The following is a 21332-nucleotide window of genomic DNA, read 5'->3' as shown; positions in this document are numbered from 1 at the left end:
TATTCAGATCCCTTCCAGCCATTGCAGGAATTCGGAAGCTTTCGCCTTGCTCACGACAATGGTTTCGGGCGTATTTACCGTAAGTTTGATCACAAGCTTACGGGCAAAGAACTTTTCAGCATTGATAATGGCACTCCTGCTGACCAGGAACTGGCGGTTGGCCCTGCAGAACAACGCCGGATCCAGCATTTTTTCGAGCTCATCCAGCTTGCCGGAAAGGTGGTATCGCTGCCCGTTCAGGGTAGTGATGTTCACAATGGTTTTATCCAGGTAGAAGAATGCGACGTCCTTTACCTGCACGGGTATTATTTTCTCTTTTTGGTAAACCAGCAAAGCCGTTTTGTAGGCCTGACCAACCTGCCTGAGCAGGCCGACCAGCTTTTGCCCTTCTTGCTGTCTTTCAAAGACTGATTTCAGGGAGTGGAATTTGTCCAGCGCCCTTTCGATCTTTGCGCGGGTGATGGGTTTGAGCAGGTAACTCACAGCATGGGTGTCGAAGGCGTCCATCAGGTATTCGTCAAAAGCAGTGCAGAAAATGACCGGGCTTTTGATCGCCACCTGTTTATAGATATCGAAACACAGCCCATCGGCCAGCTGTATATCGGAAAAGATTAGGTCCGGTTGCTCGTTCTCCGCAAACCAGGCAAGGGCCTGTTCAACGGAGTCGAGCATAACCAATACGTGTATGTCCCCATCAATATGCTGTAGCAAACCGGCAAGCTCCCTTGCTGCTTTGGCCTCATCTTCGATAATTAATGCCCTGATCATACAAGCGGTAATTTTACAATGAACATCGAATCGGTCTTCTCGATGCTGATTTCCTTATCAAAAAGCAGGCGGTAGCGTTGTGTTACATTATCCAGCCCGATACCCGTCGTATGCTGCACCGACGTTTTAGGTTGCACGTTATTGGCAACTTCCAGCATTCCATCTGTGGTACTTCTGATTTCAATTTTCAGTTGCCTGGACGAGGAGGCAATGTTGTGCTTGATGGCATTCTCGAGCAGCAGCTGGAGCGTGAGCGGAGGCATTTTCCTGCCCAGAAAACGTTCGTCTACACTGATCTGTATCTGGATGGCTTCTTCCAGCCTCGTTTTAATGATGTATAAATACGAATCGATAAAATCAAGCTCCTGTGCCAGGGTCGCCGTATCAGCCTCCTTATACTGGAGTACATACCGGTACACGTCAGCCAGCTCAGACACATATTCCTTTACCACCTGCTCCTGGGTCAGGGTGCTGAGTGTATTGAGCGTATTGAACAGGAAATGAGGACTTAGCTGTTCTTTCAGCGACGACAGGTTGGCTGCGAGCTGTGCCTGTTTCAGTTCTGCGATCTCCAAAATGTTCCGCTGCTTTTCCGTCAGCATGTACAGGTAATAAGCAATGAAGTAGAACAGGCCGCTGATCACCAGGCTGCGCAACATCAGAATATAGGGGCGTTTGCTTTCTGCAATTTCCGGCAGCAGCAGTGCATGGTGACTCATCAATGAGAAAACCGGATCCAGCAAAAAGGCAAAACTGCTGACAACGACAATAGCAATGGCTGCAAACAAACCATTATTGAAGTTCAGTCGTCCCGACCTGCTCAATATGAACTGGTGGGCCAGCCAGCAGCAAACACAGAAGGTAAAATTATAGGCAATGCTAATTGCGACAAGTCGAAATTCGAACCTTTCCATACGAATGATCCTTGGCAACGCCGCGATCAGCGACACGCCTAACGATACGATCAGGCCGGGAATCAAGCTCTGTTTTTTCATAGTACAAAAGTAATCAACCTGCCTTCTACTGGATTTCCAAAAGACAGTTCAGGCAGGCAAATAATATTGTAAAGCGGGCAAATACGATGAAGTAATGCTGGTGTAGTATAAACCCTTCGTTCAGCGGGGCGAGAGTCCCGTAGGTGCCGCAGTTTGCACGGTTTTACTTACAGTGGACTTCGCGTTTTAAATCAGTAATATTTAATGATGAGTTATGCAACATCCGTCTCCGAAATCCGATTCGCCGGGACTACTGACACCCATATACGACTCGAAGTACCATGAATAGACGGTTTGAGGGAATTTAACTGTGGGTGCAATCTATTTCTAAAGTCATCAGGTGTCAGGCGCGGTAACAGCACAGACCAACAATGATATGATTTAAGTTGTTGACAAAACTGATTTTACAAAATTAACTTATTTATTAGTTCTTAAACTAATAAATAAGTTATACATTTAGCTGCGGTACTGAGGATAGAACACCTACCCACTATCTGATCATTATTTCACGTTGTCTATGATTCGAAATTACATCACAGTTGCCTGGCGTAACCTGCTAAAGTATAAGGCGATTTCATTCATCATGATTTTTGGGTTAGCTTCCAGTATAGCTGCTTTCCTACTCATTGCTCAGTATGTTTTCTCTGAGTTTAGCTACGATGAATTCCATACCAATGCAGATAACATCTATCGTATTCGGCTCGACGATTACAAGCAGGGCGTTATGACGAGCAGCAGCGTCATCAGCTACTATGCCGAAGCTCCGGTCATCAAAGAAACTTTCGCTGAGGTCGAAAATTTCGTTCGGTTACATCGGGCAGATGGTATGATCAGTTACCGGAAACCAACGGGCGAACTGGTTAGCTATCATGAGAAAAAAGCATTTTACGCAGACTCTTCTTTATTCAGCATATTTTCATTCCCGTTACTAAAAGGTTCTGCCAATCAGGTGCTGCGTCGGCCTGAGTCCGTCGTGATTTCCCAGACAATGGCGCGGAAATATTTCGGTCGGAGCAATCCGATCGGCAAAACGCTCCGGCTGAGTACAGAATGGCAGGGTGGCGACTACGTGGTAGAGGGTGTTTTCGCCGATATCCCGGTGAACAGTCACATCCATTTCGATTTTGTTTTTTCCATCCAAAATCTGCTCAAAAACCAGCAATTTGCCAATGGAGGCTGGTACTGGGCGAATTTCTACACGTACTTGCTCTTGAAACCGGGAACGTCGCCCAGGGCCCTGGAAGGCCGGCTCTCCGGTGTTATCGAAAAACATATTGGCAACCGGTTGAGAAGGTATAAGAGCAAACAAAGGTTCGTTCTCCAACCGCTTCGTGCCATTCACCTCCATTCGCAAACTGCCTCGGAAGTCGAGGCAAACGGGAAAATTGTGATCGTCTATGTGCTTATCCTCGTTGCTTTTCTGATTCTGGCCATTGGCTGGCTTAATGATATCAACCTGGCCACGGCAAGAGGTGTTGAAAGGGCAAAAGAGGTGGGAGTTCGTAAGGCAATGGGTTCTGAAAAAGGACAGCTCGTTAAACAGTTCCTGGTTGAATCCTTCGGCACTAACCTGTTATCCGTATTCATTGGGGTCGGCCTTTTTTTACTGGTGCTCAACCTGTTCACTGACTGGAACGAGCCCACCAACGGTTCTTCAGGACTTCAGAAACCCCTGTTTTGGACCGTATCCCTGTTTATAGTTTGTCTGGGGGTTTTTCTCTCCGGATTTTATCCTGCTTTTATCCTTTCCTCGTTCAAACCAATAGCCATTTTAAAAGGGTATTTGCCTAAACAGGCTGGTGGCGAACGGTTCCGCAAGGCCTTGGTCGTGTTTCAGTTTACAGCTTCGATTTTCCTGATCATTGCCACGCTGATGATTAATCAGCAGCTCAATTTCATGCAGAAGCAGGATCTAGGGATGAACATCGAACAAAAGCTGATCATCAAAGCGCCCAAAGTATTACGAACAGAAAGCTTTACCAATGATATCCGCTTTTTTAAGGATCAGCTATCAGTGCATACGTTCGTTCGGCAGGTGACGGCTTCCTCGGAAGTTCCGGGCCAGGAAATTTTCTGGACGGACGAATTGCAGCGGCTCCATGAGGCTAGTGCCGATTATAAACTATGCAATATGCTGGCCGTTGACGAAGATTTCATTCCGACCTATAAGATCAGATTATTGGCGGGGCGAAACTTCCATGCAAATCTGCTACTTGATAACGAATCGGTTATCGTCAACCAAAGCGCGTTAAAGGCTTTTGGCTTCGCAAACGCTGAAGAGGCAATCAAACAGGAAATTGGCAACGTATTGCCCAAAAAGATTATCGGTGTTGTCGATGATTTCCATCAGCAATCTCTGAAAACGGCAAATCGTCCCATTATTTTTCAGCATATTCCGTGGAACAGTAATTATCTCACGATTGCGCTGAGTAGCAATGAGGTTCGGGAATCCATCACAATGCTTCAAAAAGTTTATCAGGAAGCATTTCCTGGTAATGCATTTGAGTTCTTTTTTCTGGATGATCATTTCCAGCAACAATACGAATCCGATGAACGGGTAGCGTCCCTATTGAGTTGGTTTGCGCTTTTAGCGATTAGTATAGCCTGTTTGGGCCTTTTCGGCCTGGCCCTGTTCACGGCTAAAAACCGCACGAAGGAAATTGGAATTCGAAAAGTGCTGGGAGCCAGTACGGAAAGCATTGTCGTGCTGCTATCCAGGGATTTTCTTAAACCAGTCGGTCTGGCTATTATTCTGGCCTCCCCCATTGCCTGGTATGCGATGAATTGGTGGTTACAGGAATTTGCGTATAAATCCGACATCAAGTGGTGGACATTTGCCGTAGCGGGCGGACTTGCCGTAGCAATTGCCCTGGTAACGGTAAGTTTTCAAAGTGTCAAAGCTGCGCTGATGAATCCCGTCAAAACCCTGCGTAGCGAATAATCCGGGAGTTCCCTCTTGTTGATCACTGAGTAACTGTTGTTCTGTAATATTTGTCACGAAGCCAAAACGCTACATTGACCAACGCGATCAAAGCTGGCACTTCGACCAACGGACCGATAACCCCCACAAAAGCCTGACCGGAATTGATCCCGAAAACCCCGATTGCGACTGCGATAGCGAGTTCAAAATTATTACCAGATGCAGTAAAGGATATGGATACATTCTGTGAATAATCTGCTCCGCGTGACTTAGCTACAAAAAAACTCACCAGGAACATGATCGCAAAATAGATAACAAGTGGTATGGCAATCAAAAGAACATCGCCCGGAAGCTGAACGATCAGTTCGCCTTTCAAACTGAACATTAATATGATCGTGGCTAATAGTGCAACTAACGTTACAGGAGAAATAAACGGAATGAACCTTGTTTCATACCATTGCTCTCCTTTTAACGCCGTAAGTACAAATCGGCTAAGCATTCCGGCGGCAAACGGGATGCCCAGGTAAATACCAACACTTGCGGCGATTTCAGCAATCGTAATATCGACCTCCAATCCTTTCAGACCGACCCAAGGAGGCAAGACAGTAATGAAGAAATAAGCGTAAAAACTATACAGCAACACTTGAAATACGCTGTTAAGCGCTACAAGACCTGCGGCATACTCCCTGCTTCCCTCTGCAAGCTCGTTCCATACGAGAACCATCGCAATGCAGCGCGCAAGACCAATCAATATCAGTCCAATCATATAATCCGGATGATTGGGAAGAAAGACGACCGCCAGCAAAAACATGAGGACCGGACCTACGATCCAGTTCAGGATCAGGGACACAGTCATGACCTTTGTATTTCTAAATACCTCCCCCATCTTGTTGTATTTTACTTTGGCAAGAGGCGGGTACATCATCAGGATCAGCCCGATTGCAAGCGGAATGTTTGTTGTCCCGCTTGAAAAACCGTTGATATAATCAGGCACGGAGGGGACAAAGTTGCCTAAAACGACACCCAAGGCCATTGCCAGAAAAATCCATATAGTTAAATAGCGATTTAAAAAACCAAGCTTTTTTCGGTCTGCCGCAGGGGCACAATTGTTTGCAGACATAGGTTAGATATTTTCCTTGACGAAGGTTTGTGCGTAGGTTTTGATCATATCCCGCACAATCCTAAACTCCTGGACTACCTCCTCCTCAGTTCCCGTGGCTTTGGCTGGATCAGGAAAGTTGTGATGGAACTTCTTTGCGTTGGTCGGAAAATAGGGGCAACGCTCCCTGGCATTGTCACACACAGTAATCACGAAATCAAAATCAACATTTCCATATTCATCAATGTTGTTGGATGTATGCTTCGAGATATCTATCCCATCTTCGGCCATGATCGCAATGGCCTTGGGATTTACGCCATGCGTCTCAACCCCTGCACTATATACTACGGCCTTATTCCCTGCAAAATGCCTGATATAGCCCTCAGCGATTTGGCTTCTGCAACTATTCCCTGTGCATAACACTAATACTTTTTTCATTTGTTCTATTTTCAATTTATTCCAATGATGTTACTTCTGCGTTCGAGGAGGTTGACATTTCGCCAAGCGCCTCCCATTTTTCCAATCCGCTCGCGATAGCCGATGATGCGAAACCCGTTTTTTTCATGTAGTCGAATACTGGCCGGGTTCTCTGGAAATATTCCCGCCTGTAACGTCCAATACCCTTTTTCTTCACTTTCAGTAATCAGATGCTTTAAGAGCTGATCGCCAATTTTTTGGCCCCGAAAAGCACTGCCTATATAAACACTTACTTCGGCAACACCTGCATACACACAGCGCCCGGAGACGGGTGTGAGGGCTGCCCATCCTAAAACGTTACCGTTTTCGTCAACCGCCACATACCGAAGTTCAGAAACATGGGATTGGTCCCAGTTCTGCCACTCCGGAGGACTGGTTTCAAGGGTAGCCTGGCCTGTTGCTATCCCTTCGGAATATATTTCTCTCACTGCCGGCCAATCAGTTGGCTCCAAATTTCTTATTGTCATTGATGTCCTCGTCGTGATGAAAGAATTAGCAACATCCTCCACCAGGTGTGCAGCTCGATGCATCCTCGCCAATTGCTGCCAATTGAGGTGTTTCTTTCGCAGTAGCACAGCAAGACGCAACGGCCGATGAAGGGTCGCAGCTTTGTTTACGCGTAAGCGCTTTACACTGCGTAAAATCCGGAACCAAATGTACCGTGAATGTTTCGCCGTCAGCTGCAAACTCACCCGGGTACATTTGTCGCGTATCAAATTTCGAGTTGCCGAATTCGATCTTTACTGTGGCATCTGGATTGAGTGGCAGAGACTTTTCGACCAGATTGACGATTTTGAGAGCCTTGCCGACTTTCATCGAGCGATCTACTTCTTTAACAGATGGCTCCCATAGCTGTACAATCACTTCTGTCCAACTATTCATTTGCCCGCCGCAATCTACCGATACGATAGGTGCCTGCTTGATTTCAGTGATGTGGTAAGAACTATCAACAAACTTGCCCTCTTCATATTGGAATAGCAAATGAAGTTCCGGGTTCTGTTCCAGGGTGTTTTTAAAGTCACCCCAGGTCATTGGATTTAATTGGTTCATCATAACTCCTGTTGTTTAAATGTAATATTACGATAGATTTGCTCAAATTTTTTTAATTACAGCAAGTGGGAGACGTCGCAAAGCTACCTAGCAAAATGCCAAACGTTTTTTGCGCCTCTTCCCAGACTTCGGGGTTGATACAGTAACAAACACGTGGCGGATTGATCTCCCCCTGAATAATGCCGATGCGCTTCAACTCTTTGAGGTGTTGAGAAACTGTCGCCTGGGCCAATTCCAGCTCCTCAACCAAGTCTCCGCATACACAGGCCTTCCGCGCAATCAAGAGCTGAAGTATTGCTACCCGTGCCGGATGTGCAAATGCCTTTGCAAGATCCGCGATCCGGTTCTCTTGTTCGGTGAATATCTCGGTTTTCGTAAGTCCCATGCTGCAAATATAGTGTCGAAAATATTAATTGCAATATTACGATCAATATTTTTTCAAGTCCCTGCTCAGTATTTCTGCCTCCAAACAAATGTCCCAACGTCAATGCAGTCCGTTCCTCCCGCATGGGAGACAAATGCCAGTGATCTGCACTGTGTACTTTTACTGGCTCAAATCCCAACTCCGACATATAGCCAATAAGGTCTGGTTCTTTAATTTCGGCTAACGTCAACAACCCGCGGCCTCCCCTCTCTCCTTCGCTCATTTCGTTCTTTTGTCTGGTTCGTTGAATCGAGAATAAAGAAGACGATTGGGGCACACCCATCCTGGGTAAATTCTCCATAAGGTCGTTCCATTGGCCCGCCACAAAATATACAAGCCTTAAACCAAGTGATGGAAACACCGAAGCTGATTTTGACTAATTTGCCAATATGGAAGAGTTCATCGAATACGCCTTACAGTTTGGACACCTGGATACTGAGCAAATACAATTGATTGCAATAAGGGCTAAAGCAGTGGAGCTAAAAAAGAACGACTACTTCTCCGAGGCTGGAAAAATACCCAGGCAGGTAGGGTTTGTGGTCGAGGGTGTGATCCGAGGTTGCTACTACAATAAGGAAGGTGAAGAGATTACGCGCTGCCTGATCAGCGAAGGCAATCTGGTTGTTGACTATGTTAATTTTGAAGCGAACCTATCCTCTACCGAATACTTACAAGCATGCACGGATTGCAGGCTAGTTGTTTTTTCAAAACAGCACTGGGAAGAGCTATCTAAAATCATCGCTGGTTGGCATAACATCAAGAACAAAATGGTGCAGATTTGTATGTATCAGAAGTCACGAAAAGGGCCTGTCATTTCACAAGATGCTACTTCCCGTTATTTAGAATTCCTGGAAAACCACCCTTCGCTCGCCAACCGCATACCGCTTGCTTACATCGCGTCCTATCTGGGCGTTACCCAACAGTCGTTGAGCCGGATCCGAAAGAGCATCCGCTGATCTATTTTTACCAAATGTTAAAAAATCACATTTTCTGGTGGCGCAGTTTTGTTGCATCATTAAACCAATAAGAAAATGAAGACAGCATTGATAACTGGGGCTAATAAAGGAATTGGCTTCGAAACGGCAAGGCAACTTGTAAGAAACGGTTTTTACGTTTACCTCGGAAGCCGCAAAGAGCAAAATGGATTGGACGCCGTTAACAAACTAAAATCCGAGGGACTTGCGCATGTTGAAGCCATTCTGCTGGACGTAACCAATGAGCAATCGGTATCAGCTGCGCGAACGCAGATAGGTAAAAAGACGACTGCCCTGGATGTGCTGATCAACAATGCAGGTATCAATGGTGGAGAGACTCCCTACACGGTGATCGGATCAAAGCCTGAACAATACCAGGCGGCATTTGCAACCAACGTGATTGGGGCAGTCAATGTAACCAACGCCTTTCTCGACTTACTCAAAAACGCTTCCCAACCCAGGATTGTCAACGTCAGCACCAGCGTTGGATCATTATCCCTTCAAAGTGATCCTGACTGGCCGGCATATCATTTTGCGAAGTACGGTGTATATGCCGCCTCCAAAGCTGCGCTGAATATGTATACTGTTCACTTAGCTTATGAATTGCGAGATACCAACTTCAAAGTGAACGCAGTTTGCCCAGGTCTGACCAAAACTGATTTTACGTACTTCAATGGTGGAGAAGTAAGCGTCGCTGCCGAGCGAATCATCAAATACGCATTGATTAGTGAAAACGGACCGACAGGCAAATTTTTCAGTGAAGAGAGCAATCCGGAAACCGGCGAAATCCCGTGGTAAGTTAAATCCACGCTTTCAGTTATGAATGGAATAGACCGAAATGACCTGGTCGGCCCAAAATAAAATCAGGTGGTCAGCTTCCCCGTAATTTCCAGGCTGGCGATGGAATGGGCGGCTGGATTGGAGCAAAATCGAAACGTTTCCTCTTACTTCTCTACCGAATCAGGCTGACGCCGGTATCTCTGCGAATCTGATCTAAATTTACGGGATTACGAGCCTGGTCACTTAAGACGAATCTAATACTTCTAGGCTACACTCATTCCTTTTTCGAAAGTAACCATTTCCTATACTCGATTCCCCATTGCCCCATTGATTCGATCACGGGTTGGAGGCTTCGTCCCTCCTGGGTCAGACAATATTCCACCTTGCCGGGTTCTGATTCAAAAACCGTCCTGACGACTAGATTGTTCATTTCAAGGTCTTTCAGTTCTTTGGACAACATTCTCGGGGCGATCCCAGCTACCGCCCGCTTCAAGTCCATAAACCGCATGGTTCCCTGATAATATAACGCGCCTATGATTGACGCCTTCCACTTCCCGGTCAATAAGTCCTGTGTATCCTGTACGCCCAGTATCATGCGTTGACACTCGTCCGTTAGTATGGCTGGTTTCTTCTTCATAGCACTATTGCAGCCGGGAAATTAGGCAAAATGCAGGATTCTTCCACAAAAGCAGTTACTCCAATGATACTGGTTTCGACGGCGTAACCACCGTGTTTCGATAGCATTCGGTATGCTAAGTTTGCGAGCGTTCAGGGCGACCGGCGAAGGGGCCCCGCGACTTTCATTGAAATTAAAACTTATAAATTTATGATCTTAGTTACAGGAGCTACCGGCCATTTAGGAACAGCGATTGTGAATCAATTGCTTCGTTACACCACGGCAAACGACATTGCTGTGTTTGCAAGAAATGCGGAAAAAGCATCGCATTATGCAGCTAAAGGGGTTGATGTGAGAATTGGCGACTTTGACAATCAAGATTCGATCTCGAATGCCGTCCGGGGTGTGGAAAAGTTGGTGCTGATTCCAGGCCTGGATAAACATCGTTTTGAACAACACCAAAAAGTTGTAGACGCCTCCAAAGCAGCAGGCGTTTCCCATGTTGTATACCCAAGTGCGGCGATACGGAATTTTGAAAACGCCGCTACCGGGAAACTGATGACCAGTCACTTTCAAACAGAGGAATACATAAGGGAGTCTGGGCTGGATTTCACATTGATGCGCAACAACCTGTATGCCGATGTGATACCGTTTTATCTGGGTACAAACGTATTTTCGGAGGGAATCATTTTTCCTGCCGGTTCCGGGATGGTCCCGTATGCCTTAAGAAGCGAAATGGGCGAAGCGATTGCAAATGTGCTTCTGGACCAGCGGCACAAAGGCAAAACATACACGATCACCGCAAATCAAAGTTATTCTTATTCAGACATTGCCGACATTCTTTCCAACATTTCAGGCAGGAAAGTAGCGATACTTGACCCCTCTCCGGACGAATTCGAGCGCCATTTAAGACAGCGACAGGTTCCGGAATTCGCGATTCCTATCCTTGCTGCTTTCGCGTCGGATATTCGGGCCGGAAGGTTTGACATCATTACGTCGGATTTGGAACATTTGCTAGGACGAAAGCCCGCGGATTTGGAAGAGTCTTTGAAGCAGCTCTATAAGCAGTAGAGCTTGCTGTACGCCTATGGCAAAAGCAAATTTTGCAAGTAAGATCCTTCACTGTCGTCTGTATAAAATCTTTATAATGGGTGATAGTTCCTCATCCTGTTTCTTTTCACTCAACCTTTATCCCTGTTGTGCCAATTGGCTGGGTGCGACCCCGAACTGTTTTTTAAAAGCAAACGAAAAATGTGACAGGTTTTCAAAGCCCACTTCGTAGCATACATCCAATGGCTTTTTCCTCTTTTCTGTAAGCTGGTAATGCGCCAATTCCAGCCGCTTTTGTGTCAGCCACCGCTGTGGGGTGGTACTGAAAGCCTTTTTGAAATCCCGTTTGAAGGTGGTAAGGCTTCTGCCGGTAAGATAACCGAATTTTTCCACGGGTAGGTTGAACATGAAATTCCTTTCCATGTAGTCCACCAGGTTTATTTTCCCAGGCTCTTCAAAATTGGCAAGCACATCATCAATGTCCTTGTCGAGGGTTCTGAGGATGCTGATAGCCTCTGTTATTTTAATAGAAGCAATGTCCTCTGGTATATCCTTCATATCAAAGTATGGGATGAGTGAGGCCAGACAGCTTTCCAATAGAGGGTGATTGCTAAAACTGTAGATTCTGGGCGATTGCAAGGGCCTGCTTCTTACATCCTTGCTGCTATAAAAACTTCTGAGCCTGTACACCGACAGGTGCATCACCACGGTTTTATGCGGCTGCCCGTCTTTCGGATAGTTAATAATGGTTGCCAGCTGATTTCTCGGGATCAGGAATATATCGCCCTTCTTAAAAAAGTAAGTGGCATCCGCCTGTACGATCTTGGTTTCGCCGGAAAGGAACCACACCAGCATGTGGTGGTCAAACATAATGTCCGACTTGAAAAATTTATCCTCATAGCTGGACAGCTTGATGTCATCGGTAATGTACCGTGCTTTGTATTCCATCATTTTATCTTTTAAGGAAATCGGTAAAGCAAAGATAGCGCATAATTTACACTTCACTTTGTTGAAAAGGCCACGTCTTGTGGGAGGGAGGAGAATCGTGCTTATTCTTCCCCCAGAGCGGTTAAATTGATTGCCCGCCATCTACCAAAAAGTTTGCACCTGTTAAAAAGGACGCTTCCTCACTTGCCAGGTAGTGGACCATACTTGCCACTTCTTCGGCTTTCCCTAGTCTTCCGGCAGGAATACTTTGTACCAACTGATTTTCCAAAGTTTCATCCAGCCCGATCTTATTCATAATTTCTGTGGCTACCGGCCCTGGGCTTACGGCATTTACACGGATTTTCCTGGCCGCAAGTTCCAGCGCCGCAATTTTGACTACCGCATTGATAGCGGATTTACTTGCCGCATATACAGAAGCTCTTTGGGGGGATATGGTGGCCGATGTCGAGGAGAGCATGATCGCAGAGGCTCCCTCGTTGAGCAACGGAATAAAACGGCTCAGGGTAAAATAAGCGCCCTTAAAGTTGACATTCATTACTTCATCAAACTGGCTTTCCTCTATGTCTTCTATCCTAGAGAACTTAGTGATACCAGCATTTACCACTAGGATGTCAACCTGGCCAAATTGTTCTTTAACCTGGCGCACAAGATTGTCGATATCCGATAATTTGCTTTGGTCCGCCACCAGCCCGGTTACCTGGAGTTCTGCGGCTGCTTTTGCCACAGCCTCCGTTCTTCTCCCGGTTATGATCACATTGGCACCGCCTTCTTTCAGCCTTTTTGCGGCGGCATAACCGATACCGCTGTTACCACCTGTGATTACGGCGACTTTATTTTTCAGATCTTTCATTGCTATGTGTTTAATTGAGCTGTTATCGTGTGAATTTTATCCCGGTCATTTGTTCAGTAAGCGCCCACAGCTTTTTTGCGCTGGCTTCGTCCAGTGAATAAGGGTTTACGCCTTTGGAGTTGCCAGCATCCGCACTCAGCGTGGCAATGTCTGCATCCTCACAATACACACCGCCAATATGGTTTAATAAAGGGGAAGTGGCGCACCAGACTGTTGTAGCAGCACCTTGTGGAATTGTTTTCAATGCAGCAGCTACTTCGGGCAGCAAGTTGCCGTCTGCATCCAGAAAGCCCATTTTCTGAAACAGTTCCAAGGGCGCCTCCCGTCCCAGTTCCGTTCCGGCGATAGAACCGGGATGCACGGAATAAACCCTCACATTACTGCCGCGAGCCCGGTTGTCCAATTCCATTGAAAAAAGATTGACAGCTGTTTTGGATTGGCCATAGCCCGATAATGTTTCGTATTCCCTGTGCAGGAAATTAGGGTCTTCGAAGTTAAATGGAGCAAAATGATGCCCATGAGAAGACACATTGATCACCCTGGCACCGTCCGCTTTTTTGAGTGCAGGCCATAATCTCGCAGTAAGTTGAAACTGTGCCAGGTAATTGGTAGCCAATTGCGATTCGATGCCGCGCTCGTCCCGGCGAAGCGGCACCCACATAATCCCGGCGTTATTGATGAGTAAATGCAGCGGTCTGCCCGACGCCAGAAAACGGTTGGCAAAAGTGTCAATGGATGCAGGGTCCATTAAATCCATCGGCAGTATTTCCACATTCTGAACACCCTGCAGATTTTTACCGGCCTTTTCAATATCCCTTGCAGGGACTATGACCGTTGCGCCTGCCGCTGCCAGTACTTTCGTTGTTTCCAGCCCAATGCCAGTATTGCCGCCGGTTACAATGGCAATTTTGCCTGTGAGATCAATGTCTCTGATTACATCGCTGGCCGTTGATTTTGCGTTGAAGCCGGAGCCTGTCGGTTGTTGCCAAGCTCCCTGATAATTGTTCTGTTCCATTTTTTAAATTGTTTTGTTGGAACAAAAGTACAGGGGCGCAACACCAGCGAGTTTGTTCAAAAGGCCTAAGTCGCTTTGTTAGAAAGGCCAGGTTCAGGTGGTATGAGGACACAAATTAGGTCGCGGGGAGTTTTTCTTTTTCATCTCGTGGCAAATGCTTGCGGAGCTGTAACCCGGTGTTAGTTCTTCCAGGACTTCCCCAGCGAACGTTTGTTAAATGCCTTGCCGCTTATACATCAGAATCTTTTCCAGGTTATCTCTTTGGAAAACATCCCCTTTTTAGCCGTGATCTTCAATTGGTCACCTTCGAGAAGGGCCTCGCATTAACCTCCATACCTTCGGCAGGCCTGATAATCTATCCTTGCCATTTGCTTCCGCAAAACGTAATTTCTTTCAAAACTGTGAGGTCGTTGCTTTGACCAACACCGGTAAATCCCCGATCCGGGGTCCCGCTCACCATCGTAACTTTACCCTCGGATGTCAGTGTGGGCGCTAATCTGCCGATGATGGCTGTTGCTACGATGTTGTATGACGCGCAACAATGGCATGAGCAGCGCCAGCAACCAAAGAACACGCAGATCGAACAATTGTCGATAGAAGTTAAATTTTTACGCGCGCCGAGCAAACCGCATTTTCTTCTCAACGGGTTGAACACAATTGAAGGAACCAGCGATCAACTCAATGGCTATTGTTTCGCTGAAAGTCACTACTACCGGAAACATGCTTCCGCGCGGGTCAAAATAGCGGGCTTTTATAGGTATTATACTTTGTTGTCAATGACTCAACCCACTAAAAAGGTGGCAGTCATAAACTACCACCTTTATTTTAACTGTACCTGCACAAAGCTACCAGGAAACCTGGCGAGCTTGAGCATTCCATTCTCATCAGATTGGTGTCGCTTAATTATTCTATTTTTCTAAATTCCGGTAATGAGCCTCCAATGCGGCCTGCAATGGAAGCGATCTTAACCGTATCCCGGATAAATCGTATATAGCACTGGCAATAGCGGGCGCCACAGGCGAAATGGGAGGTTCTCCAACACCCGAAGGCAATTCCAAACTTTCCTGAATGACCACCTCGATTTGAGGTGTATCTCTGAGCATAGCTACCTGGTAATCGATAAAATTGGTCTGCACAAACTGGCTATTTTCAATGGTGGCTTCTTCAAAAAGAGCAGCACTGATTGCCATGATCGTAGCTCCCTCAACCTGCTGTCTGACGCCATTGGGATTTACGATGATTCCTGCATCAATGGCTTGAACGACTCTTGTAACTTTTATTTTCTTATCTGTAATCTGCACATCAACCAACGCCGCCGATATGGTACCCCGGTCCTCGCAAACCGCTATGCCCCGGCCAATCGAATCAGTTTTAGGTGTATTCCATCCGCCTTCCTCCCCAAGCTTCAATAGCAACTTTTTACGGCGTTGCAACAGTTCGGTATTGCCGCAATGTTCAAGTCTAAATTTGAGGGGGTCGGTGCCTGCTGTCCCTGCCATTTCATCCATAAAGCTCTCCATAGCAAAAGTATTGGCAAACATGCCCACACCCCGCCACAAACCTGTCTGAAAAGGAAGGTCGCCGCCCCATATCTTTGTTGTTTTATTTGGAATAGCATATGGAATCCTGGCTCCGTGACCAGCTGCCGGAAAGTCGGCCCCAATAATGGTTTTTGCTATGGGAACAGCCAGGAATGCCATAGAGCCCGTTGCAAATTCATGTTGTAAAACCGAAATTTTACCGTTTGTATCCAATTGGCCGCGAAGAATATGATGCGTGTTGGGTCTTACATGTCCGTTTTGAAACTCCTGCTGCCTGGTGTAAAGCAGATGTACCGGCTTACCCGCAGCTTTGGAAAGTTTGACAGCCTCAATTCCATTGTGCTTATATCCCCTTCGGCCAAACCCTCCTCCTATGAATCTTGGTATGATGTGGATATTTTCCTCCTTGAAATCAGTTTCAGCGGCAATCGTTTCGCGCATGAATGCTGAATTCTGTGTAGAGGCATATAATGTTACGTTTTCGCCAGATACATCTGCAATCATTACGCTGGGTTCCATGGACGCATGATAGCCAAGCGGGGTCCGGTACTCACCGATCACCCGTTCACTTTTTGAGTCAATCGTGGCATCGCCTTCGTCTTGCATGACTACTGCCACGCCATTGCCTACCGTAATCGCCTCAATCGCATCCTCTGTAGAATAATTGGGTTCGAAGGCCCAGGAGACTTCAATTTTGGAGACAGCTTGCTCCGCTGCATACCTTGTTTTCGCCACCACACCAATCCACTGCTTATCCTGAACAATCTTTAAGACGCCGGGGCTATCTGCGGCACGCGTGGTATCCGCCGTTTTTACCTCACCACCGAAGTATGGACAATACAAAACGGCGCCATAAAGCATACCCGGAATGTCCGTATCAATTCCATAAACTGCTTTGCCTGTTACTTTCTCTTCGGCATCGACCCTTTTGTGCTCCTTACCAATCCGTTTGAAAGTGGATGCCGGACGTAACGCAGGAGTTTGAGCCAGCTCCCATTTTTTGGTTTGCTGCGCTATTTCTGCATAAGTCGCCCGATGGCTTCCGGATGTGATCACACCATTGGCAGTTTGCAAAGTGGTTATCGGAACGCCCCATCGCTTCGACGCGGCCAGTTTTAAGGTTTCCCGCAATGTGGCTGCCACTTCCCTGATACCGGTGTACAAAGAAGCGGTGCTGTTGCTCATCCCGGTGCTCGCGGTGCTTTGCGGGCCCGATAACGTCGATGCATGAACGACCTTGATACCGGCAAAGTCTACATCCAGTTCTTCGGCTGCCAGGATAGCAAAACCTGTAAAAATACCCTGCCCCATTTCTACTTTTGGAGACTTCAATGTGATGGTGTTATCGGCATTCACCTCAAACCACACCGTCGGATCAAAATCAGTGACGCCGGAGTCAAACTGCATATCAGCGGCCAAATTGCTCAGCGCACCGCGAACTCTGGACCGTCCAAAGTAAAGTAAAGCAACCGACCCGAGTATCGTGGCGCCGGAACGGGCCAGAAATTTCCTTCTGGAAAATCTCTTTTTTGGCTTTTCAGTCGATGTTTTCATGGTTTTTTGTTTGGGCAGCCAGGAGAATCGCTTTGATAATGCGTGGATAGGTCCCGCAACGGCAAATGTTGGAAATGCTGTTTTTAATGTCTTCTTCCGTCGGGTTTTTGTTCTTTTCCAGAAAATCAGCAGCAGCCATCATAAATCCGGGTTGGCAATATCCACATTGCGGCACCTGCACTTCCAGCCATGCCTGCTGTACGAAGTGCAGGCGATCCTGACCTTTTGACAAACCCTCAATGGTAGTCACCGCTTTCTCATGGGCCATATGTGCCGGATACAGGCATGAACGAACCAATTCTCCGTCTATATGAACCGAACAAGCGCCGCATATTCCTTTACCACACCCAAACTTGGTTCCTTTTAACTTCGCTTCGTCCCTGATAAGCCATAAGAGGGGCATGTCAGGATCCGCTTCAAATGTGCTGGCTTCGGTATTAATTTTGAGCGCTATTTTCATGTTTTTTAAAGTAAAGATTTCATTGACTTTTAAAAGCACTTCATGAGACTATGGCAACAAGGTGTGTGCGGTCGCGACTTCTTCAACTTCAATGGTCACGGGAACGATACAAAAGTGCTGTATATACCGTTGGCGTAGTTAGTCTAAACACCTTTTGTTGTAGCCAAAACGGATGGCTTTAAAAATGGATCCTGATCCCGCATCCGATCTTGATAATATCTGTGATTGCCAGTACCGTTGGATTGAGCACATAGCTGACCAGATACAGATCATTGGTATTTAACTCGATATATCCGGTTACCGCTTTTATGCTACCTGCGTTTTTCAATTCACGGGTAACAGAGGACTCTGTGGCCAAATGAAGCCGGAGCGCAGACTTCCACCAATAATAACCCCGGGGAAAGCGTTCGGGCCAGTTGAGATAAAACTGGTCGCCAAAATAGTACGCGGCTTTTATTCCAATATCCGGCGGATGAATAGTAAAGGCTTTGGCCAGCTTTATCTTCAATGGCTGGTAATAAACCGAGGCGGAAAGTATGTGCAACTCCCCACCCAAATCTTTGGGTACATAGCCGTACTGCAGGCCTGTCCGTATCCGGCCGCGAAATAAGTCGTAACCGGCGCCCACACTGACCCACCCGGTGCTTCCTGCATATTGAATCCCGAAGTGATCAGGTACTAAATTCTTCAGGGATTGCGCACAGCAATTCATATCTGCTGATCCGATCAGCAGCGCAAGCATTACCCATACTTTCGGTTTCATGCTAGTATCCCACTATCGATTTGAAGACTTTTCCGTTTATTATTTTAAGCAGTACAAAAGCATGCTGGTTAAAAGCATAGCTGGTCATATACCTGACACCATCCCCAAAGGGGTAAAAGTCCAGATGCTGGTGAACATGCCCATGAAGAGACAGCAGCATTTTTGGCGCTCGGCTTAACAATAACGGGTACGATTCAGCCAGCTCACGATCAAATTCCAGCAGGCTGAAAGGTGGAACATGAGAAACCGTCACGATATACGCAGCATCTTCTGTATCGGACAATTCCCGGGAAAGCCAGGTCATGTCCGGTACTTTACAATTTGAGTATTCCAGACTGTTTGTATTATGACAGATAAATTTGACGCTGTCGTAGACGAACGAGAAATCAGTCGGTCCAAACATTCTTGTAAATACTTCCTCCCCATTCGCAATCAGGTCGTGGTTTCCGACTACGCCGATGTATGGTTTTTTCAAATAGCCCAACCGGTCGGTCACCCACTCAAATTCCTGTAAAAGGCCAAAATCCGAGATGTCGCCTGCAAGGAGAACCAGGTCGACATCATCCATTGTATTTACCTTTTCTACAAACCGGTCGAGTTCATCATACCAGCGCTGCGAATCCCCGACAAAAACAACCGTTACCGTATCGTCGGTAGGGTTAGCAAATAGCTTGGTCAGATTTTCCGAGTTCAGGTCCTTGGGTGAGTCCTTGTCGCTGACCTGGTTGGGACTAAATTCGAAGCTGTCGCAGCCCGTCAGCAGCAAAAGCAGAAAGATACACCGTAGAAATTCAGTCTGTAATTCACATAGGCGTCTCATCCAAGTTTTCAGTTGAACGAAGCCCTGAATTCCAAAGGAGAAACTTTGGTCTTGATCTTAAAGAGTTTGTTAAACGACTGCGGGTGCTCAAAGCCCAGGCCATAGGCAATCTCGCTGACCGACAAACTGGTCGTAGATAGTTTTTCCTTGGCCTTATCAATCAGTTTTTCGTGAATGTGCTGTTGCGTGCTTTGTCCGGTCAAATTTTTAAGCAAACTCCTCAAATAGCCTGGTGAAACGTGAAGCGACTCTGAAATAAACTCTACTGTCGGCAAGCCGTTGATCACCAGATCATCGCTATCAAAATAATTGTTTAATAAATCATTCAGCCTGTCAAGGATCTGGTGATTGGTGATCTTCCTGGTAATGAATTGTCGCTGGTAGAAGCGTTCAGAGTAATTGAGCAGCGTCTCCAGGCGCGATACGATGATGTTTTGCGTGAATCCGTCGATATTACCGTTGCACTCGTGGATAATATTTGCAACAATATCATTGATCACCTTTTCCTCTTTATCAGACAGAAACAAGGCTTCCTTTACTGAGTAATTAAAAAATTCGTACTGCTTGATCTTTTTGGCAAGCGGTGTGCCCCAGAAGAAATCCGGGTGCACAAACAGCATCCATCCTTTGGGCTCATATCCGGGCGCATGCTCCTGCCCGCTTAAAATTTGATTAGGTCCCACAAAGGCCATAAAGCCTTCGTCAAAATCGTATTTCTGCTGCCCATACATCAGGTTGTTACAATTCCGCTTGATCGAAATCATATAAAAATCCAGTACGACGCTCATACCGGGACTTCCTTTCAGCTGGCCGCATTCGATAATGCTGATCATGGGATGCGGCGGCGGCGTGAATCCTTGCATTTTATGGGCCTGAGAGATGGAACTTATTCTAATCGGTGCATTCATCGTATTTCTTATTAGAATTTGAAAGGATATCAATTACAATCAGTGATCGATTAAATGACAGCTATTTTTTTGTTTGCCATAAGTAAAGCACCTGCACAAAGCACACTTGCCATTGGCCCGGTTAACAGTGCCCATCTCAGCCCATTGTATATGTTTGAAGCCGTAGCAAAATCACTGATAAAACCCACCAACACGGGCGCCAGCGACGGGCCAAAAAGACTGGATCCAAACAAGAGCAAACCTGTGGATAGCGCCTTATTGTCATTTCCAGCCACCAAATGGCCGGTGCCAAATGCGTAAGGCAGCAAAAAGGCAAAAGAAAACATACCTGGCACCAATAACGCGATGGCCCAATTGCTTGTGGGCATAAACAAGGCCGCAACAGTAGAAAAAGCAGCAATTACAATCAGCACGGCTGGGGGCCCCAACAAGTAACTGGAATGTTTGGCAATCGCCCGGTCGAAAAACCTTCCGCCCAGCAGCGTTGCTGCAATGCCAAGCAACCCTTGTATCAACCCAAACCTGAGCCCCACTTCACTTGCGGTCAGCCCGTAAGTTCTTATCAGGAAGGGCGCGCTGAAAACATAGAATGGGGCCGATGCAAAACTCAGCAGATTGGCCGCCACAAACAACCATAGAAAAGCGGGTTTCTGTAATAACTTTTTGCCTGCTGCAAGAAATCCATCGGATTCGGCCGTTTTCAAGCGTGATGCTCCCTGTCCAGGCACAAATAGCATGACCAATAACGCTAAAACCAACCCAAAGGCCCCTGCCACAAAAAATGCGCTGCGCCAGCCAATATGGTCACCTGCCCACCCTCCCATGGCAAAACCCAGCATAGTACCCAAAGGAATCCCCATTGAGAACAACCCGATCGATCTGCCTCGAAACAAGTCAGGAATTCTTTGCCCAATAAGAAAATGGCTGGCTGGTGTACTACCCGCTTCTCCCAGGGCTACCCCAATCCGCAATAAAACCAATATCAGGAAGCTATTGGCCAGCCCGGCTAAGGCGGTTGTAACCGTCCAGACCACGATACAACAAACCAGTACTTTTTTTGCGCCGCCCCTGTCAGAGATACGTGCGAGGGGTAACGCGGCAAGTGTGTAACACATAGCAAACGCAAGGCCAGTTACCATGCCTAGCTGCGTGTCGCTAAGGCCCAGATCCTTTTTGATCGATTCCGCCAAAATGAATGGCAAAATCCTATCAATCTGGCTGACAATGCTTACCAATAGCAACGTGGTTAAAAAGGCAGCTTTTCTCCAGCCTTGCAGGTAGACATTGTCGTCAGGCGTTTGAATGCTGTTCACCATACGA

At 46.8% G+C, this 21332-nt stretch carries 22 protein-coding genes; 5 read left to right on the top strand and 17 right to left on the bottom strand.

Features of this window, described 5'->3' with window-relative positions:
• Nucleotides 1-3: 3 nt before the first annotated feature.
• Nucleotides 4-768: a LytR/AlgR family response regulator transcription factor gene (locus AC1XUF_RS00385; RefSeq protein ID WP_483339568.1), complete on the bottom strand. Its 765-nt coding sequence runs from the start codon at nucleotides 766-768 to the stop codon at nucleotides 4-6.
• Complete coding sequence (locus tag AC1XUF_RS00380) at nucleotides 765-1763, bottom strand: sensor histidine kinase (RefSeq protein WP_483339567.1); 999 nt, start codon at nucleotides 1761-1763, stop codon at nucleotides 765-767. Before AC1XUF_RS00380 ends, AC1XUF_RS00385 begins: the two co-directional genes overlap by 4 nt.
• 517 nt (nucleotides 1764-2280) lie before the next feature.
• Between AC1XUF_RS00380 and AC1XUF_RS00375 the strand changes: the two genes are divergently transcribed.
• The gene (locus AC1XUF_RS00375; protein ID WP_483339566.1) at nucleotides 2281-4704 is read left to right on the top strand and encodes an ABC transporter permease; all 2424 of its coding nucleotides are present in this window, start codon (nucleotides 2281-2283) and stop codon (nucleotides 4702-4704) included.
• Between the two features lie 22 nt (nucleotides 4705-4726).
• Here AC1XUF_RS00375 and arsB read toward each other — a convergent pair whose 3' ends face one another.
• The 5 genes from arsB to AC1XUF_RS00350 are packed head-to-tail and all read right to left on the bottom strand — an operon-like array spanning nucleotide 4727 to nucleotide 7694.
• Nucleotides 4727-5803: an ACR3 family arsenite efflux transporter gene (arsB, locus tag AC1XUF_RS00370; protein ID WP_483339565.1), complete on the bottom strand. Its 1077-nt coding sequence runs from the start codon at nucleotides 5801-5803 to the stop codon at nucleotides 4727-4729.
• 3 nt (nucleotides 5804-5806) lie between these two features.
• Nucleotides 5807-6220: an arsenate reductase ArsC gene (locus tag AC1XUF_RS00365; protein ID WP_483339564.1), complete on the bottom strand. Its 414-nt coding sequence runs from the start codon at nucleotides 6218-6220 to the stop codon at nucleotides 5807-5809.
• An 11-nt stretch (nucleotides 6221-6231) separates the two neighbouring features.
• A complete protein-coding gene (locus AC1XUF_RS00360; RefSeq protein WP_483339563.1) occupies nucleotides 6232-6726 on the bottom strand; it encodes a GNAT family N-acetyltransferase in 495 nt (164 codons plus the stop codon).
• A 25-nt stretch (nucleotides 6727-6751) separates the two neighbouring features.
• Complete coding sequence (locus tag AC1XUF_RS00355) at nucleotides 6752-7312, bottom strand: DUF6428 family protein (protein ID WP_483339562.1); 561 nt, start codon at nucleotides 7310-7312, stop codon at nucleotides 6752-6754.
• Between the two features lie 49 nt (nucleotides 7313-7361).
• Nucleotides 7362-7694, bottom strand: coding sequence for an ArsR/SmtB family transcription factor (locus tag AC1XUF_RS00350; protein WP_483339561.1), 333 nt, complete (start codon nucleotides 7692-7694; stop codon nucleotides 7362-7364).
• Nucleotides 7695-8122: 428 nt separating this feature from the next.
• Here AC1XUF_RS00350 and AC1XUF_RS00345 point away from each other — a divergent pair, with 428 nt between their 5' ends.
• Nucleotides 8123-8689 carry a Crp/Fnr family transcriptional regulator gene (locus tag AC1XUF_RS00345; protein ID WP_483339560.1) on the top strand — a complete coding sequence of 189 codons (567 nt, stop codon included), beginning with the start codon at nucleotides 8123-8125 and terminating at the stop codon, nucleotides 8687-8689.
• A 75-nt stretch (nucleotides 8690-8764) separates the two neighbouring features.
• Complete coding sequence (locus tag AC1XUF_RS00340; protein WP_483339559.1) at nucleotides 8765-9505, top strand: SDR family oxidoreductase; 741 nt, start codon at nucleotides 8765-8767, stop codon at nucleotides 9503-9505.
• A gap of 256 nt (nucleotides 9506-9761) precedes the next feature.
• Here the strand turns inward: AC1XUF_RS00340 and AC1XUF_RS00335 are convergent, their stop codons facing one another.
• A complete protein-coding gene (locus tag AC1XUF_RS00335; RefSeq protein WP_483339558.1) occupies nucleotides 9762-10124 on the bottom strand; it encodes a winged helix-turn-helix transcriptional regulator in 363 nt (120 codons plus the stop codon).
• A gap of 189 nt (nucleotides 10125-10313) precedes the next feature.
• On the opposite strand from AC1XUF_RS00335, the gene AC1XUF_RS00330 reads away from it, so the two are divergent.
• Nucleotides 10314-11174 carry an SDR family oxidoreductase gene (locus AC1XUF_RS00330; RefSeq protein WP_483339557.1) on the top strand — a complete coding sequence of 287 codons (861 nt, stop codon included), beginning with the start codon at nucleotides 10314-10316 and terminating at the stop codon, nucleotides 11172-11174.
• Between the two features lie 117 nt (nucleotides 11175-11291).
• Here the strand turns inward: AC1XUF_RS00330 and AC1XUF_RS00325 are convergent, their stop codons facing one another.
• The 3 genes from AC1XUF_RS00325 to AC1XUF_RS00315 all read right to left on the bottom strand — a co-directional run bounded on the left by AC1XUF_RS00325 (nucleotide 11292) and on the right by AC1XUF_RS00315 (nucleotide 13966).
• Complete coding sequence (locus tag AC1XUF_RS00325) at nucleotides 11292-12104, bottom strand: helix-turn-helix domain-containing protein (RefSeq protein ID WP_483339555.1); 813 nt, start codon at nucleotides 12102-12104, stop codon at nucleotides 11292-11294.
• 118 nt (nucleotides 12105-12222) lie between these two features.
• A complete protein-coding gene (locus AC1XUF_RS00320) occupies nucleotides 12223-12951 on the bottom strand; it encodes an SDR family NAD(P)-dependent oxidoreductase (protein ID WP_483339554.1) in 729 nt (242 codons plus the stop codon).
• Nucleotides 12952-12973: 22 nt separating this feature from the next.
• A complete protein-coding gene (locus tag AC1XUF_RS00315; protein WP_483339553.1) occupies nucleotides 12974-13966 on the bottom strand; it encodes an SDR family NAD(P)-dependent oxidoreductase in 993 nt (330 codons plus the stop codon).
• A gap of 485 nt (nucleotides 13967-14451) precedes the next feature.
• Here AC1XUF_RS00315 and AC1XUF_RS00310 point away from each other — a divergent pair, with 485 nt between their 5' ends.
• Nucleotides 14452-14886, top strand: a complete 435-nt coding sequence (locus AC1XUF_RS00310; RefSeq protein WP_483339551.1) for a hypothetical protein — start codon at nucleotides 14452-14454, stop codon at nucleotides 14884-14886.
• Here the strand turns inward: AC1XUF_RS00310 and AC1XUF_RS00305 are convergent.
• From AC1XUF_RS00305 to AC1XUF_RS00280, 6 genes are all read right to left on the bottom strand, one after another.
• Nucleotides 14875-17061 carry a xanthine dehydrogenase family protein molybdopterin-binding subunit gene (locus AC1XUF_RS00305; protein ID WP_483339550.1) on the bottom strand — a complete coding sequence of 729 codons (2187 nt, stop codon included), beginning with the start codon at nucleotides 17059-17061 and terminating at the stop codon, nucleotides 14875-14877. The two genes, AC1XUF_RS00310 and AC1XUF_RS00305, sit on opposite strands and share 12 nt — an antisense overlap.
• Complete coding sequence (locus AC1XUF_RS00300) at nucleotides 17045-17521, bottom strand: (2Fe-2S)-binding protein (protein ID WP_483339549.1); 477 nt, start codon at nucleotides 17519-17521, stop codon at nucleotides 17045-17047. The genes AC1XUF_RS00305 and AC1XUF_RS00300 overlap by 17 nt, the downstream gene beginning before the upstream one ends.
• A 178-nt stretch (nucleotides 17522-17699) precedes the next feature.
• The gene (locus AC1XUF_RS00295) at nucleotides 17700-18284 is read right to left on the bottom strand and encodes a hypothetical protein (RefSeq protein WP_483339548.1); all 585 of its coding nucleotides are present in this window, start codon (nucleotides 18282-18284) and stop codon (nucleotides 17700-17702) included.
• 1 nt (nucleotide 18285) lies between these two features.
• Nucleotides 18286-19104, bottom strand: coding sequence for a metallophosphoesterase family protein (locus AC1XUF_RS00290; protein WP_483339547.1), 819 nt, complete (start codon nucleotides 19102-19104; stop codon nucleotides 18286-18288).
• Nucleotides 19105-19112: 8 nt separating this feature from the next.
• Nucleotides 19113-20012: a helix-turn-helix domain-containing protein gene (locus tag AC1XUF_RS00285; protein WP_483339546.1), complete on the bottom strand. Its 900-nt coding sequence runs from the start codon at nucleotides 20010-20012 to the stop codon at nucleotides 19113-19115.
• Between the two features lie 50 nt (nucleotides 20013-20062).
• Nucleotides 20063-21328, bottom strand: a complete 1266-nt coding sequence (locus tag AC1XUF_RS00280) for an MFS transporter (RefSeq protein WP_483339545.1) — start codon at nucleotides 21326-21328, stop codon at nucleotides 20063-20065.
• Nucleotides 21329-21332: the final 4 nt, after the last annotated feature.

This window comes from Dyadobacter sp. HNCC25DJ185, assembly GCF_056895195.1.
The sequence above is the reverse complement of the archived record's forward strand: the minus strand, read 5'-3'. Positions and strand labels throughout refer to the sequence as shown.

What these genes read in the sequence shown, in the direction of transcription:
- AC1XUF_RS00385 (WP_483339568.1), bottom strand. Translation starts at nt 768, where the DNA reads ATGATCAGGGCATTAATTATCGAAGATGAGGCCAAAGCAGCAAGGGAG.
- AC1XUF_RS00380 (WP_483339567.1), bottom strand. Translation starts at nt 1,763, where the DNA reads ATGAAAAAACAGAGCTTGATTCCCGGCCTGATCGTATCGTTAGGCGTG.
- AC1XUF_RS00375 (WP_483339566.1), top strand. Translation starts at nt 2,281, where the DNA reads ATGATTCGAAATTACATCACAGTTGCCTGGCGTAACCTGCTAAAGTAT.
- arsB (WP_483339565.1), bottom strand. Translation starts at nt 5,803, where the DNA reads ATGTCTGCAAACAATTGTGCCCCTGCGGCAGACCGAAAAAAGCTTGGT.
- AC1XUF_RS00365 (WP_483339564.1), bottom strand. Translation starts at nt 6,220, where the DNA reads ATGAAAAAAGTATTAGTGTTATGCACAGGGAATAGTTGCAGAAGCCAA.
- AC1XUF_RS00360 (WP_483339563.1), bottom strand. Translation starts at nt 6,726, where the DNA reads ATGACAATAAGAAATTTGGAGCCAACTGATTGGCCGGCAGTGAGAGAA.
- AC1XUF_RS00355 (WP_483339562.1), bottom strand. Translation starts at nt 7,312, where the DNA reads ATGATGAACCAATTAAATCCAATGACCTGGGGTGACTTTAAAAACACC.
- AC1XUF_RS00350 (WP_483339561.1), bottom strand. Translation starts at nt 7,694, where the DNA reads ATGGGACTTACGAAAACCGAGATATTCACCGAACAAGAGAACCGGATC.
- AC1XUF_RS00345 (WP_483339560.1), top strand. Translation starts at nt 8,123, where the DNA reads ATGGAAGAGTTCATCGAATACGCCTTACAGTTTGGACACCTGGATACT.
- AC1XUF_RS00340 (WP_483339559.1), top strand. Translation starts at nt 8,765, where the DNA reads ATGAAGACAGCATTGATAACTGGGGCTAATAAAGGAATTGGCTTCGAA.
- AC1XUF_RS00335 (WP_483339558.1), bottom strand. Translation starts at nt 10,124, where the DNA reads ATGAAGAAGAAACCAGCCATACTAACGGACGAGTGTCAACGCATGATA.
- AC1XUF_RS00330 (WP_483339557.1), top strand. Translation starts at nt 10,314, where the DNA reads ATGATCTTAGTTACAGGAGCTACCGGCCATTTAGGAACAGCGATTGTG.
- AC1XUF_RS00325 (WP_483339555.1), bottom strand. Translation starts at nt 12,104, where the DNA reads ATGATGGAATACAAAGCACGGTACATTACCGATGACATCAAGCTGTCC.
- AC1XUF_RS00320 (WP_483339554.1), bottom strand. Translation starts at nt 12,951, where the DNA reads ATGAAAGATCTGAAAAATAAAGTCGCCGTAATCACAGGTGGTAACAGC.
- AC1XUF_RS00315 (WP_483339553.1), bottom strand. Translation starts at nt 13,966, where the DNA reads ATGGAACAGAACAATTATCAGGGAGCTTGGCAACAACCGACAGGCTCC.
- AC1XUF_RS00305 (WP_483339550.1), bottom strand. Translation starts at nt 17,061, where the DNA reads ATGAAAACATCGACTGAAAAGCCAAAAAAGAGATTTTCCAGAAGGAAA.
- AC1XUF_RS00300 (WP_483339549.1), bottom strand. Translation starts at nt 17,521, where the DNA reads ATGAAAATAGCGCTCAAAATTAATACCGAAGCCAGCACATTTGAAGCG.
- AC1XUF_RS00295 (WP_483339548.1), bottom strand. Translation starts at nt 18,284, where the DNA reads ATGAAACCGAAAGTATGGGTAATGCTTGCGCTGCTGATCGGATCAGCA.
- AC1XUF_RS00290 (WP_483339547.1), bottom strand. Translation starts at nt 19,104, where the DNA reads ATGAGACGCCTATGTGAATTACAGACTGAATTTCTACGGTGTATCTTT.
- AC1XUF_RS00285 (WP_483339546.1), bottom strand. Translation starts at nt 20,012, where the DNA reads ATGAATGCACCGATTAGAATAAGTTCCATCTCTCAGGCCCATAAAATG.
- AC1XUF_RS00280 (WP_483339545.1), bottom strand. Translation starts at nt 21,328, where the DNA reads ATGGTGAACAGCATTCAAACGCCTGACGACAATGTCTACCTGCAAGGC.